Origin of the sequence: Pantoea sp. USHLN256, from assembly GCF_037149875.1 — a bacterium.
Classification (GTDB): domain Bacteria; phylum Pseudomonadota; class Gammaproteobacteria; order Enterobacterales; family Enterobacteriaceae; genus Pantoea; species Pantoea nemavictus.
On record NZ_JBBCQO010000001.1, the window covers coordinates 896,144 to 910,020 of the forward strand.

Consider the following 13,877-nt stretch of genomic DNA (forward strand, 5'->3'; position numbering starts at 1 on the left):
GAGTTTGGTGCGATTACGCCGTCAGCAGCTGATTCATACGACGGATAAACTGGTTCGGATCGTCGAGCGTACCGCGCTCGGCCAGCAACGCCTGATCCAGCAGCAGCTCAACCCACTCGGCAAAGCGCGTTTCGTCCTGGGTATCCGCCACGCGTTTCACCAGCGTATGCTCCGGATTGATCTCGAAGATGTACTTCACCTCCGGCACGTCCTGACCGGCCGCAGCAAACAGCTTCGCCATCTGCGTGGTCATTTCGTTAGCATCGGTGGTGACGATTGCTGGCGTGTCGGTGAGACGATGCGTCAGACGCACCTCTTTTACGCGCTCGCCCAGCAGAGTTTTCACGCGCTCAACAAAGGGCTCCAGCGCTTTTTCCGCTTCTTTCTGCTCTTCAGTCTCTTCATCGGCCAGCTTGCTCAGCGAATCATCCGCTTTGCTGACTGACTGGAAGGTTTTGCCGTCGAATTCGGTGAGGTAGCTCATCATCCATTCATCGATACGATCGGAGAGCAGTAGCACCTCAATGCCTTTCTTGCGGAACAGTTCCAGATGCGGGCTGCTCTTCGCGGCGGCATAGCTGTCGGCGGTGATGTAGTAAATCTTATCCTGACCTTCCACCATGCGGCTCAGGTAATCGTCGAGCGAAATGGTCTGCTCGGCGCCTTCGCTCTGGCTGGTGGCAAAGCGCAGCAGTTTAGCAATCGTCTGCTGGTTGGCGTTGTCTTCGGCTGGACCTTCTTTCAGCACCAGACCGAACTCTTTCCAGAACTGCTGATATTTTTCCGCGTCGTCTTTCGCCAATTTTTCCAGCATCTGCAGGCTACGCTTGGTCAGCGCGGCGCGCAGGCTTTGGGTAACGCGGCTGTCCTGCAGGATTTCACGTGACACATTGAGCGGCAGATCGTTGGAATCTATCAGACCACGGACAAAGCGCAGGTAGTTCGGCATGAACTGCTCGGCGTCGTCCATGATAAACACGCGCTGCACGTAAAGTTTCAGGCCGTGCTTGCTGTCGCGATTCCACATGTCAAACGGCGCGCGCGCCGGGATATACAGCAGGCTGGTATACTCCTGCTTACCCTCCACGCGGTTGTGGCTCCAGATCGCCGGATCGCTAAAATCATGGGCGATATGTTTGTAGAACTCGTTGTATTCGTCGTCGCTGATCTCTGACTTATTACGCGTCCACAGCGCCTGCGCTTTGTTGATCTTTTCCCAGCTGCTTTCGCCGCTCTCTTCATCTTTAGTTTCGATCTCAACCGGCAGCGCAATGTGATCGGAATATTTACTGATGACGTTACGCACGCGCCATGCATCAAGGAAATCGTCCTCGCCTTCGCGCAAGTGCAGGGTGATCTCGGTACCGCGATCGGCCTTCTCAATCTCCGCCAGCGTGTACTCACCTTCACCGGCTGATTCCCAGAACACCGCTTCATCGGCTTTTGCACCCGCCGCGCGGGTACGCACGGTGACTTTGTCGGCCACGATAAAGGCAGAATAGAAGCCGACGCCAAACTGGCCGATCAGCTGGCTATCTTTTGCCTGGTCGGAACCCATGGATTCGAGGAAAGATTTGGTACCGGATTTGGCGATGGTGCCGAGGTTCTCAATCACCTCATCACGACGCATACCGATGCCGTTGTCGCTGAGCGTCAGGGTGCGGTTTTCCGGATTGACCGAGATGCGCACGCGCAGGTCGCCGTCGCCTTCGTACAGATCGGGCGTCGACAGCGCGCGGAAGCGCAGCTTATCGGCGGCATCAGAGGCGTTTGAAATCAGCTCGCGCAGGAAAATCTCTTTGTTTGAATAGAGCGAATGGATCATCAGGTGCAGAAGTTGTTTTACCTCTGACTGGAAGCCACGCGTCTCTTGTCCTTTCATGGTCATTGCTACCTCAACTGAATCGGGGTTGATGATACGTTGAGAGAGAAATGGGGGTGAAGGGCAGGATTTCAAGCCGATGTCCGCGAAGACATCGGCAAGTGATTAGAATTTAATCTTGTGGCGTCCGGCGAGCGAGTGCGACAGCGTGGTGCCATCGACCATTTCCAGCTCGCCGCCAACCGGCACACCGTGCGCAATGCGGCTGGCATCAACGCCATATTGTCCGCACAGCTCGGCGATGTAGTTGGCGGTGGCTTCCCCTTCCACCGTGGGATTGGTAGCGAGGATCACTTCGGTTAAGGTTTCACGCTCCAGACGCTGCTCCAGCCGATCTAAGCCGATATCCTGCGGGCCAATGCCATCCAGCGGTGACAAGTGGCCCATTAGCACAAAGTAGCGGCCGCCAAACTGGCCGGTCTGCTCAATGGCGTGAATATCCGCCGGGCTCTCCACCACGCAAATCTGACCGTTTTGTTGACGGCGTGGATTGGCGCAGATGGTGCAGATCTCCTGCTCGGTGAAGGTACGGCAATCGGCGCAGTGGCCGATTTCCGACATGGCGCGGGTCAGAGCCTGCGCCAGACGCATGCCACCGCTACGATCGCGTTGCAACAGCTGAAAAGCCATGCGCTGCGCCGACTTCGGGCCAACGCCCGGCAGGCAGCGCAACGACTCCATCAAAGATTCAAGCAGTGGACTGGTTTGCATTAGAACGGCATCTTGAAGCCAGGTGGCAGCTGCATACCGTTAGAAACTGAAGCCATTTTCTCTTTCTGCGTTTCGTCGATGCGACGCGCTGCATCGTTGAACGCCGCCGCAATCAAATCTTCCAGCATGTCTTTGTCATCTTCCAGCAAGCTTGGATCGACTTCGACACGACGGCAGTTGTGCGCACCGTTGATGGTTACTTTGACTAAGCCAGCACCTGATTCACCGGTCACTTCGATCGCGGCAATCTCTTCCTGAACTTTGGCCATTTTGTCTTGCATCTGCTGGGCCTGTTTCATCAGGTTGCCCAATCCGCCTTTACCAAACATAGTTTTCTCTCTCTGCTGGGGCTGCGCGCAATCAACGCGCGGCAGCATGTTCACACCGGTCGAATACTCTCTTCATCCAAATCGGCATCGAAGAAGCGACGCAGTGTCTGAATGTGGGTATCGCTTTCGATCGACTGCCGCGCTTGCGACAGCTTCTCTTCGTAAATGGCCTGACGCCACTCCAGTGGCGTCAATACCGTAGGATTATCGTCTTCAATAATAGTCAATTCAACCGGCTGACCGGCAGACTGACTCAACGCTTCCGTGAGCGCCTGCTTAGCAGCAGCAGAATTGAGATGGCGCTGGCTGCTGCGCAGATGCAGCGTAATGCCATTTTCCGCCACCTCTTTCCACGCGTTGAGCGCCACCTGCTGCACCAGTTTCGGCAGCGTCAGCGCGGCAATCTCAGCCGCCCATGCATCGCGCTGCTGAGCCTCTTCCGCCAGACGTAGCGCCAGCTCAGGGGTTTTCTCATGCTCAAGTGCAGAACGCAAGGCTTTTGGCGTCGCCACGGGTTCAGGCTTCGCCTCAACCGGCAACTGGGTTTTCCAGCGATAGGCTTCCGGTTTAGCCGGTGCTTTTACCGCAGGTTCAGCCGCACGTTGTTGTACGCGTTCAGTGACGCTAGCGAGACGTTCCAGCGCCGGATTCGCCGGCCGCGCGGAACGCGCTGCCGGCTCACTCTTTTTTGCTTTGCCGGCTCCCTGACGCAGCAGCTGCGTTCGCGCCTGTAACAACTGGCTGGAGGAGTCGGGTAGCGGATCGGGCGCAGATTGCAGGTCAGGATAATCATCTGACATCGGCGGCGCCTCATTATCCGGCGGCGCCATATGCGGCTGTGCAGCCGGTGCCGCTTTCGGCGCAGACGCGACAGGCGCGGACGCTGCTGCGGGGGCCGCAACCTGCGACGCAGCTTGTGGCGCGGCTTGTGGCGTCAAAGTTGGACGCGCTACCGGCTCAGCAATTGCCGCCTGCGGATGAAATGCCAGGGCACGCAGCAGCGTCATTTCTACGCCTAAGCGACGATCCGGTGCCAGCGGCAGATCTTTCCGTCCCATCAACAGCGTTTGGTAGTAGAGCTGCACGTCCGCTGGAGGCAGCACGCGCGCTAACTCGCGCAGGCGATCGGCCTGGCTGAGATCGTCCTCGCTGAGCGAACTCGGCAACAGCTGCACCATCGCTATGCGGTGCAGTAAACGCAGCATCTCTACCAATAGCGCTTCCCACTCAACCCCGCGTGAGGCCGCCTGGTTCAGCAGCGCCATCACCTGCTCGCCCTGCCCATCCACCAGCGCTTCAATCAGCGCCAGCGGCTGTTCATCGTCGAGCGTGCCGAGCATTTGCGCCACGCTATCGCGCATTACGCTGCCCTGCCCCATCGCAATCGCCTGATCGGTCAGGCTGAGCGCATCGCGCATACTGCCGTCAGCGGCGCGGGCCAGCAGATGCAGCGCGCGCGGTTCGGCGGCGATTTGCTCTTGCTGTAATACATGCGCCAGCTGTTGCTGGATTTGCTCAACGTCGAGCGCTTTGAGATGGAATTGCAGGCAACGCGATAGGATTGTTACCGGCAGCTTCTGCGGATCGGTGGTCGCCAGCAGGAATTTAACGTGTGATGGCGGCTCTTCAAGGGTTTTCAGCAGCGCGTTAAAGCTGTGACGCGACAGCATGTGCACTTCATCGATCAGGTAGACCTTGAAGCGCCCACGCGCCGGTGCGTACTGCACGTTATCGAGCAGATCGCGCGTGTCTTCAACTTTGGTGCGCGATGCGGCATCGATCTCAATCAGATCGACAAAACGTCCCTGCTCGATTTCGCGGCAGTTATCGCATTGTCCGCACGGCGTCGAGGTGATACCGGTTTCGCAGTTAAGTCCCTTCGCCAACAGACGCGCGATCGAGGTTTTCCCTACGCCGCGGGTGCCGGAAAAGAGATAAGCATGATGGATTCGTCCCAGTGACAACCCGTTGGCCAGCGCAGTCAGCACATGTTCCTGACCGACTACGTCAGCGAAAGCCTGGGGACGCCATTTTCGCGCAAGTACCTGATAGCTCATGTGGATTCAATCACTGGATTTTAGGGAGAAGGGAGAAAATGCGGTTTCGCAAACCCTGTTTATTTTGGCAGTAGTTTAACAGCCACAAGCGGATCAGCAACCGATAACTTTGCGGAGGTTGCGCCCCGCCGCGAAGCGGAGCGCACAGGCCTTAGTGGCCGGGGAAATTGACCAGGCTAAAGCACTCAACGCCCATGGCGGTGAGACGGGCTTCGCCGGTTAGGTCAAACAAATTAATCACGAAGGCGGCGTCTTTCACTTCACCACCAGCGCGGCGGATCAATTTTACTGTCGCTTCAAGGGTGCCGCCCGTTGCCAGCAGATCGTCGACAACCAGCACCACATCGCCCGGCTTGATTGCATCTTTATGCAGCTCGAGCGCGTCGGTGCCGTACTCCAACTCATAACTTTCACTGAAGGTTTCACGCGGCAGTTTGCCTGGCTTACGCACCGGCACAAAACCCACGCCCAAACCCAACGCGACAGGCGCACCAAACAGGAAGCCACGCGCCTCAGTCCCCACCACCTTGGTGATGCCTTTGTCACGATAACGCTCAACCAGAATGGCGATCGACGCGGCATAAGCCTGCGGATCTTCCATCAGACTGGTCACGTCACGGAACAGAATGCCCGGCTTAGGATAGTCAGGAATGCTTTTGATGCTGTTTTTGATGAGTTCAAGCTGCTGCGCAGTTGCGGTCATAAATGTTACGCCTGGAGAAAATATCTAATACGCGCAGCTTCTCTAGCGCCAATAACCGGAAACCGGCTCAAGCGAAGTCGTTTATAAGGGAAGCCACGCACGAAGATGCCCAAATCTATGCAAATACCCAGCTAAATGCAACCCTAACGCGACTGTTGCGGCGGGTCGGCGTTCTCTGCCACAACCGGAATGCGCCACATAAACAGCACTAGCAGAGCGAGCATTACGCCCAGCAGAATGCGTACCCACAGCAAATTCACCAGATAGATTGAGACGGAAAAGGTGGCCACAATCATCAGGATAGCGCGCCATTTAGCCCCGGGCGGCATGGCGCGATGCTGTTGCCAGTGGCGAATATAGCGACCAAACGGCGATCGCCACAGCAACCAGTGGTGGAAACGTGGCGACGAGCGCGCAAAACACCAGGCCGCCAGCAACACAAATGGCGTGGTGGGTAATAAAGGTAATACAATGCCCAGCGTACCTAGCACAATCGCCAGCCAGCCAAGGCTCAGTAGTAAAATACGCTGCATGCCTGATGCCTGAAAGAGTCAAAACAGCGTTACGTTAACACAGTCGGAAACCGAGTGATGCCCCAACCGCCCGCACAACAGCGTCTTCATGCCATGTTAGATTTACTGCGCCAGCAGATTGCGCAGCAGCCGGATGGTGCCTGTCGTCAGCCACGTTTTGACACTCAGCTATTTCGCACCAGCGGCACGCGCCTGGCGGATTATCTGCGCGAGTTGGAAAGCAATGTTTCACAACTAACCGCAGCCGATAGCGATGTGGCGCGCCGTCAGTGGCTGGCAGAGAAAGTACTGGATCAGATCGCCGCCTTGCAACGCGAATGCGATAGCCAACAGCTGCGGGTCAAGCGTGAGCGTCCGCGCATCGATTCACGTCAAAAAAAACGCGAAGAGTACCAAGGCTTTGAACAGCGACTGTTGGCGATGATTCAGCAACGTGAACAGCATCTGGCGCGGGCTGAAACCCTGAGCGTTCAGCAGCAACTGATCCGTGAAGTTGATCAGTTACAGGAGCGTCTGGCGCGCTGTCGTGCCGCCATCTACAAACTGGAATTACAGTTTACCTCGCGCTAAGCACGGCGCTTTTTCCTCTATACTCGTTGCGATGCGCAGGAGGAGAAAATCATGACGCTGGTTTGTTGGATTGTGATGGGATTAGCCGCGGGTTGGCTCAAGCGGGTTATTTTTCCCGGTCGTCCGGGAGGATTCGTGCCTACGCTGGTGCTGGCAGTGATTGGCGCACTCATTGGTGGCTATATCGCTACTTACTTTACTACCGGCGATCTCGCCACCTTGCATCCGGCCGGTTTCGCCGCAGCGCTGCTCGGCGCACTGTTAATGCTGCTGGTCGCGGCGAAATTACGTATTTAGGAGAAAAAATGTCACTGGACAGCGCACCGGACGAAATCAAGCTTGCCGTCGATTTGATTCAACTGCTTGAAGAGAATAACGTCCCCACCGCTACCGTACTGGCGGCGTTGGCGATCGTTCAACATGATTATGAGCAAAAACAAGCGGCGGAAGTTAAGGCGGACTAAGCAGCGTTGGACTCAGCCTTAGCATATCGAGAAAGGCATCCACCAGCTGCGGTGCATCTTCTGCCAGATCAAAGCTTTGCGGGTTGAACAGCCAGCTTTCCATCATGCCATTGATATAGCCCCGCATCAGTAGCGCGGCCTGGCGTGTATTGAGGCCCGCAGGCAACTGACCGGCATCAATACAGAGACGTAGCACGGTTTCAATTCGATCGTAACACTCTTGCAGTAAGCTCTGCTGCATATCCTGTAAGGTCGACATTTCGCCAACAAATTCACATTTATGAAAGATAATCTCCATTAATGCGCGTCTTTGCGGATCCTTTGCTGTGGCGTCAAGGATATAGATCAACATCGAACGGACAACAGAAAGTGGATCGCCAGGGTATTTTGTCTGATACTCAAGTTCCACATCGTCCAGCCCAGCGTCACAACGTAGCCAGATCTCATGTAATAGATCTGCTTTATTTTTGAAATGCCAGTAAATAGCACCGCGCGTGACGCCGGCCGCTGTTGCGATATCCGCCAGAGACGTGGCGGCCACACCGTGTTCGGAAAAGTGTGCTAATGCGGCGTCAAGAATTTGATGCCGTGTTTCAAGAGCTTGCGCTTTGGTTTTTCGTGCCATGCTGGGCTTTTTTTACAAACTTGTAAGTTTACATACATTTGTGAATGTATGTACCATAGCACGACCCGTGTTTTAACGCAGCAATGGGTTTATCGGTTTGTGATCCATTGATCATTTGATATCGGACACTAGAGGTTTATTTATGAATAAAAACAGAGGATTAGCGCCTCTGGCGGCCGTCCTGATGCTTTCAGGCAGCTTTGTGTTAACAGGATGTGATGATAATAAATCCCAGCAAGCCGCCCAGCAGCAGCCCCCAGAAGTGGGTGTTGTGACGTTAAAAAACGAACCCTTGAAAATTACTACTGAGCTGCCGGGCCGTACCTCGGCCTTCCGCGTTGCGGAAGTTCGCCCTCAGGTGTCAGGTATAATTCTCAAGCGTAATTTTGTTGAAGGTAGTGATGTAAAGGCCGGTCAATCGCTGTATCAAATCGATCCCGCCACCTATCAGGCAGCCTATGACAGTGCCAAAGCCGATTTAGCGCAGGCAGAAGCCAATGCCCGCGTCGCGCAGTTAACCATTACGCGTTATAAGCCGCTGCTGGGTACCAAGTACATTAGTCAGCAGGATTATGACACCGCAGCAGGCACTGCAGCGCAGACTGCGGCAGCCGCTCAGGCGGCGCGTGCCAATGTGGAAACCGCACGCATCAATCTGGCCTATACCAAAGTGACCTCGCCAATCAGCGGTCGTATTGGTAAATCGTCAGTGACCGAAGGTGCACTGGTTTCAAATGGGCAAACCACCGCGTTAGCAACCGTACAGCAGCTCGATCCTATGTATGTTGACGTGACCCAATCCAGCGATGATTTCCTGCGTTTGCGCGCAGAGCTGGAATCCGGTCAGCTGAAACAGAATGACGGTAAGGCCAACGTCACCCTGCTGATGCAAAACGGTAGCGCATATAGCCAGTCAGGCACATTGGAATTCTCTGATGTCAGCGTGGATGAAACCACCGGTTCTATTACGCTGCGCGCCATCTTCCCGAATCCGGACAATCGCCTGCTGCCAGGTATGTTTGTTCGCGCACGTCTGGATGAAGGCACCAACCCAACCGCATTGCTGGTACCGCAACAGGGCGTAACCCGCACTCCAACCGGTCAGGCTACGGCAATGGTAGTTGGCGCAGATAACAAAGTGGAATCACGTAACATCACCGCTAATCAGGCATTTGGCGACAAATGGCTGGTGACGGAAGGTCTGAAAGAAGGCGATCGGGTGATCACCACCGGTATCCAGCGTGCCAAACCGGGTGCGCAGGTGACGCCACAAGAAGTCTCCGACGATGCCAAAGCTGCGCCAGAATCACCGTCTGCTAAATCATCGTCATAAACAGGAGCCACTGATACATGGCTAAGTTCTTTATTGATCGCCCCATTTTTGCGTGGGTGCTCGCCATCATCATTATGCTGGCCGGTGTGCTATCGATTATCAGCCTGCCGATTGAGCAATATCCCAATGTTGCGCCGCCGGCGGTTGAAATCCAGGCGACCTACCCGGGTGCTGATGCGAAAACGCTGCAAGATTCGGTGACCCAGGTCATCGAGCAAAACATGAACGGTATCGATGGACTGATGTATATGTCCTCGAGCAGCGACTCGTCAGGTACGTTGACGCTGACGCTAACCTTCCAGTCTGGTACTGATGCCGATATTGCGCAGGTTCAGGTGCAGAACAAACTGCAGCTGGCCACGCCGTTATTGCCACAAGAGGTGCAGCAACAGGGGATTCAGGTTAAGAAATCTTCCAGTAGCTTCCTGATGGTGGCCGGTTTCGTCAGTGATGACGGCACCATGACGCAGAATGATATTTCTGACTATGTCGCTTCTAACATCAAAGATCCGGTCAGCCGTATGCCGGGCGTGGGTGATACCCAGGTGTTTGGTGCGCAGTATGCGATGCGTATCTGGCTCGATCCCCACAAGCTGAATAACTATCAGCTGACACCGGTGGATGTGATCAGCGCGCTGCAAGTGCAGAACACCCAGATTGCCGCAGGTCAGTTAGGTGGTACGCCACCGGTACCAGGCCAGCAGCTGAATGCCTCGATCATTGCGCAAACCCGTCTGACATCAACAGACGAGTTTGGCAATATCTTGCTGAAAGTGAATCAGGATGGTTCGCAGGTGCGCTTGCGTGATGTAGCGAAGATTGAATTGGGTGGTGAAAACTACGAGATCATCGCGCGTTACAATGGCAAACCGGCTTCAGGTATCGGGATCAAATTGGCAACCGGTGCTAACGCGCTGGATACCGCCGATGCGGTTAAAGGCGAACTGAAGAAGCTGGAGCCGTTCTTCCCGGAAGGCATGAAAACCGTTTATCCGTACGACACCACGCCGTTCGTTAAAATTTCGATTTTCGAAGTGGTGAAAACGCTGTTTGAAGCGATCGTGCTGGTGTTCCTGGTGATGTATCTGTTCCTGCAGAACTTCCGTGCAACGCTGATTCCAACCATCGCCGTTCCGGTCGTCTTGCTCGGTACCTTTGCGGTTATCAGCGCCTTTGGCTACTCGATAAACACCCTGACGATGTTCGGGATGGTGCTCGCTATCGGCCTGCTGGTAGATGACGCCATCGTGGTAGTAGAGAACGTTGAACGTGTGATGGCCGAAGAGGGCTTACCGCCTAAAGAGGCCACGAAGCGTTCGATGGAGCAGATCCAGGGCGCGCTGGTGGGTATCGCACTGGTGCTGTCTGCGGTGTTTATTCCAATGGCGTTCTTCGGCGGTTCAACCGGCGTAATCTATCGCCAGTTCTCGATCACCATCGTTTCCGCGATGGCGCTGTCGGTACTGGTGGCGTTGATTCTGACGCCAGCGCTGTGTGCCACCCTGCTGAAGCCAGTGGCAAAAGGCAACCACGGTAAAACCACCGGTTTCTTCGGCTGGTTTAACCGTATGTTCGATAAGAGCACCAACCACTATGTCGATAGTGTCGGTCATATCGTGCGCAGTACCGGTCGCTACCTGCTGATTTATCTCATTATCGTTGTCGGCATGGCCTACATGTTCCTGAAACTGCCTACCTCGTTCCTGCCGGAAGAGGATCAGGGTCTGTTACTGGCGCAGGCGCAGCTGCCGGCCGGTGCAACCCAGGAACGTACCCAGAAGGTATTGGATCAGGTAACCGATTACTTCCTGACCAAAGAGAAAGACAGCGTGAATTCGGTGTTTACCGTTAACGGCTTCGGCTTTGCCGGTCGTGGACAAAATACCGGTATTGCGTTCGTCAGCCTCAAGCCGTGGGATGAGCGTGGCGATGCTAACCTGAAAGTACCTGCGATTGCCGGACGTGCCATGCAGGCGCTCGGTCAGATCAAAGATGCAATGGTATTCCCGTTCAACCTGCCAGCGATTATCGAACTGGGTAACGCCACCGGCTTTGACTTCATGCTGACCGATCAGGGTAACCTGGGTCACGAGAAGCTGACCGCCGCGCGTAATCAGCTGTTTGGCATGATTGCCCAGCATCCGGATACGCTGGTTGGCGTACGTCCAAATGGTATGGAAGATACGCCACAGTACAAACTGATTATCGATCAGGAAAAAGCGCAGGCACTGGGTGTGTCGTTGTCTGACATCAATACCACGCTGGGTTCAGCATGGGGTGGTTCTTACGTCAACGACTTCATCGATCGTGGTCGCGTGAAGAAAGTGTACGTCATGGGCGAGGCCGATTCGCGCATGTTGCCAGACGATATCAGTAAGTGGTTCGTGCGCAACAGTGGCGGCACCATGGTTCCGTTCTCCGCCTTCTCCTCGGCGAAGTGGCAGTACGGTTCACCGCGTCTGGAGCGTTATAACGGCTTGCCATCGATGGAGATCCTTGGTCAGGCAGCGCCAGGCAAGAGCTCCGGTGATGCCATGAACCTGATGGAAGAGTTGGCCGGAAAACTGCCTGCAGGTATCGGTTATGACTGGACCGGCATGTCCTATCAGGAACGCTTGTCTGGCAACCAGGCACCGGCGCTGTATGCCATCTCGCTGATTGTGGTGTTCTTGTGTCTGGCGGCGCTGTATGAGAGCTGGTCGATTCCATTCTCGGTCATGTTAGTCGTACCGCTGGGTGTCGTCGGCGCACTGCTGTTTACTACGCTGCGTGGCCTGAGCAACGACGTCTACTTTGTGGTGGGCTTGTTGACCACCATAGGATTGTCGGCGAAGAACGCCATCCTGATTGTCGAATTTGCTAAGGATTTGATGGAGAAGGAAGGCAAAGGGTTGGTTGAATCAACGCTGGAAGCATCCCGTATGCGTCTGCGTCCGATTCTGATGACCTCACTCGCCTTTATCCTCGGCGTAATGCCGCTGGCGATCAGTACTGGTGCGGGTTCTGGCGCGCAGAATGCGGTAGGTACTGGCGTTATGGGCGGGATGGTAACAGCAACTGCGCTGGCTATCTTCTTCGTTCCGGTGTTCTTCGTGGTGGTTCGCCGCCGCTTCAGTAAGAACAAAGGTGATATTGAACAGGGTCATCCTGTCGAGCATAAACACTAAGTATTACCCTTCCCGAAAAGGCCGCTGATGCGGCCTTTTTTATTACCCCTTCACCACCCTGCAAAAACACCTGTGTTTAACGCGGTTGCATTCATCATGCTTCGGGTTCATACTATTGTTATAGTATAACATTACATAACGAGGTTACTATGAAACCGGATATTCATCCCCATTATCGCGCTGTGGTGTTTCACGACACGTCAGCTAACGAATACTTCAAAGTTGGCTCCACCATCAAAACCGAGCGCACCATCGAGTATGAAGGTGAAGTGCTGCCGTATGTCACGCTGGATGTTTCCTCAAAATCCCACGTGTTCTACACCGGTAAACAAAAAGATTTCGCCAAAGAGGGCAGCACCGCGCGCTTCAATCAGCGTTTTGGCAGCTTCCTGACGCGTAACAAGTAACACGGGGGATTAGGCATGCAGGTATTGAGTTCATTGCGCTCTGCGAAGTCGCGCCATAAAGATTGCAAAGTGGTGCGTCGCAAAGGTCGCATCTATGTAATTTGCAAAACCAATCCGCGCTTTAAGGCGGTTCAGGGAAGAAAGAAAAAAAGGTAGGAATGTGTCGTGATAATTGGCCGGGATGCTCCCCGGCCTTTTTTTTACTTCATGCTATGCAGAATGGCGTCAACATTGTGTTTGAACGCGGCCACATAGGTCGCCGCGGGACCATCAGCCTCAGACAACGCTTCCGGATAGAGTTCCCCGCCCGGCTTTGCCCCCGTTTCGCTGGCGATCTGTTTTACCAGATGCGGATCGGTTTGATTCTCCATAAAGTAGGTATTAATGTGCTCGGCCTTTAGCTGTTTGATGATCGAGGCCACGTCGCTGGCGCTGGCTTCTGCTTCGGTTGAATAGCCTACGGGCGCAAGGAAGCTAACACCGTAACGTTGGCCGAAATAGCCAAAGGCATCGTGGCTGGTCAGCACTTTACGTTTGTTCTTCGGCACTTCAGCAAACGCGGTTTTCGCCCAGCTATCCAGCTTCTGCAATTGCTGAATGTAGCTTTCACCGCTTTTGCGAATATCCGCTGCATCTTCAGGATCTGCTTTGATCAGCGCATTCATCACATTCGTGGCGTAAATCACACCGTTTTGCATACTGTTCCACGCGTGCGGATCGGTGATGCTTTTACCGTCCTCTTCCATCTTGCGCGTGTTCACGCCATTCGATGCCACCACAATCGTGCCTTTGTAGCCTGAAGCGCTGATCAGGCGATCCATCCACCCTTCCATGCCTAAACCACTAACGAACACCACATCAGCCTGCGACAGCGCCTGGCTATCCTGCGGCGTGGGTTCGAAGGTGTGCGGATCGCCATTTGGGCCAACTAACGATTTCACATTAACGTGCTCGCCACCTACCTGCTTCACGATATCTGCCAGCACGGTAAAGCTCGCCACAACATCAACGCTTTTGGCCAGCGCCAGCGGGCTAATCAGCATGGCGCTAATCGCCAAACTCAGCGGTAACTTTTTCATTCATATCCCCTTTATTG

At 54.7% G+C, this 13,877-nt stretch carries 15 protein-coding genes and 1 other annotated feature; of the genes, 7 read left to right on the forward strand and 8 right to left on the reverse strand.

All coding sequences use genetic code 11. From position 1 onward, the window contains the following. Positions 1-13 precede the first annotated feature (13 nt). The 6 genes from htpG to WFL93_RS04295 all read right to left on the reverse strand — a co-directional run bounded on the left by htpG (position 14) and on the right by WFL93_RS04295 (position 6,215). Positions 14-1,888, reverse strand: coding sequence for a molecular chaperone HtpG (gene htpG, locus WFL93_RS04270; RefSeq protein WP_049850829.1), 1,875 nt, complete (start codon positions 1,886-1,888; stop codon positions 14-16). Between the two features lie 99 nt (positions 1,889-1,987). Next, positions 1,988-2,593, reverse strand: coding sequence for a recombination mediator RecR (gene recR, locus WFL93_RS04275; RefSeq protein WP_007886897.1), 606 nt, complete (start codon positions 2,591-2,593; stop codon positions 1,988-1,990). Further along, the gene (locus WFL93_RS04280; RefSeq protein ID WP_007886899.1) at positions 2,593-2,922 is read right to left on the reverse strand and encodes a YbaB/EbfC family nucleoid-associated protein; all 330 of its coding nucleotides are present in this window, start codon (positions 2,920-2,922) and stop codon (positions 2,593-2,595) included. The genes recR and WFL93_RS04280 overlap by 1 nt, the downstream gene beginning before the upstream one ends. A gap of 50 nt (positions 2,923-2,972) precedes the next feature. Then, complete coding sequence (gene dnaX / locus WFL93_RS04285) at positions 2,973-4,979, reverse strand: DNA polymerase III subunit gamma/tau (RefSeq protein ID WP_336777328.1); 2,007 nt, start codon at positions 4,977-4,979, stop codon at positions 2,973-2,975. Continuing rightward, positions 3,570-3,631 (reverse strand) — a sequence feature (DnaX frameshifting element). It overlaps the preceding gene by 62 nt. 151 nt (positions 4,980-5,130) lie before the next feature. Beyond that, positions 5,131-5,682: an adenine phosphoribosyltransferase gene (gene apt / locus WFL93_RS04290; protein WP_049850827.1), complete on the reverse strand. Its 552-nt coding sequence runs from the start codon at positions 5,680-5,682 to the stop codon at positions 5,131-5,133. A 143-nt stretch (positions 5,683-5,825) separates the two neighbouring features. Further along, positions 5,826-6,215 (reverse strand): DUF454 family protein, encoded by a 390-nt coding sequence (locus WFL93_RS04295; protein ID WP_336777329.1) that lies wholly within the window; start codon positions 6,213-6,215, stop codon positions 5,826-5,828. A gap of 57 nt (positions 6,216-6,272) precedes the next feature. Here WFL93_RS04295 and priC point away from each other — a divergent pair, with 57 nt between their 5' ends. Genes priC through rsmS form a run of 3 tightly spaced genes read left to right on the forward strand, consistent with a single transcriptional unit; the run spans position 6,273 to position 7,249 of the window. After that, entirely contained in the window at positions 6,273-6,785 is a 513-nt protein-coding gene (gene priC / locus WFL93_RS04300; RefSeq protein WP_180823183.1) for a primosomal replication protein PriC, read from the forward strand. A gap of 51 nt (positions 6,786-6,836) precedes the next feature. After that, entirely contained in the window at positions 6,837-7,082 is a 246-nt protein-coding gene (locus WFL93_RS04305; RefSeq protein ID WP_336777330.1) for a GlsB/YeaQ/YmgE family stress response membrane protein, read from the forward strand. An 8-nt stretch (positions 7,083-7,090) separates the two neighbouring features. Then, positions 7,091-7,249 carry a pleiotropic regulatory protein RsmS gene (gene rsmS, locus WFL93_RS04310; protein WP_007886913.1) on the forward strand — a complete coding sequence of 53 codons (159 nt, stop codon included), beginning with the start codon at positions 7,091-7,093 and terminating at the stop codon, positions 7,247-7,249. Here the strand turns inward: rsmS and acrR are convergent. Next, the gene (gene acrR, locus WFL93_RS04315; protein WP_336777331.1) at positions 7,236-7,874 is read right to left on the reverse strand and encodes a multidrug efflux transporter transcriptional repressor AcrR; all 639 of its coding nucleotides are present in this window, start codon (positions 7,872-7,874) and stop codon (positions 7,236-7,238) included. The two genes, rsmS and acrR, sit on opposite strands and share 14 nt — an antisense overlap. A gap of 142 nt (positions 7,875-8,016) precedes the next feature. Here acrR and WFL93_RS04320 point away from each other — a divergent pair, with 142 nt between their 5' ends. The 4 genes from WFL93_RS04320 (at position 8,017) to ykgO (ending at position 12,937) form a co-directional block, all read left to right on the forward strand. After that, positions 8,017-9,207, forward strand: a complete 1,191-nt coding sequence (locus WFL93_RS04320; RefSeq protein WP_049850825.1) for an efflux RND transporter periplasmic adaptor subunit — start codon at positions 8,017-8,019, stop codon at positions 9,205-9,207. Between the two features lie 17 nt (positions 9,208-9,224). Continuing rightward, complete coding sequence (locus tag WFL93_RS04325) at positions 9,225-12,374, forward strand: multidrug efflux RND transporter permease subunit AcrB (RefSeq protein ID WP_007886918.1); 3,150 nt, start codon at positions 9,225-9,227, stop codon at positions 12,372-12,374. A gap of 149 nt (positions 12,375-12,523) precedes the next feature. Next, complete coding sequence (locus WFL93_RS04330; protein WP_007886920.1) at positions 12,524-12,781, forward strand: type B 50S ribosomal protein L31; 258 nt, start codon at positions 12,524-12,526, stop codon at positions 12,779-12,781. Between the two features lie 15 nt (positions 12,782-12,796). Beyond that, the gene (ykgO, locus tag WFL93_RS04335) at positions 12,797-12,937 is read left to right on the forward strand and encodes a type B 50S ribosomal protein L36 (protein WP_007886922.1); all 141 of its coding nucleotides are present in this window, start codon (positions 12,797-12,799) and stop codon (positions 12,935-12,937) included. Between the two features lie 44 nt (positions 12,938-12,981). Here the strand turns inward: ykgO and WFL93_RS04340 are convergent, their stop codons facing one another. Then, positions 12,982-13,860 (reverse strand): metal ABC transporter substrate-binding protein, encoded by an 879-nt coding sequence (locus tag WFL93_RS04340; RefSeq protein ID WP_336777332.1) that lies wholly within the window; start codon positions 13,858-13,860, stop codon positions 12,982-12,984. Positions 13,861-13,877 lie beyond the last annotated feature (17 nt).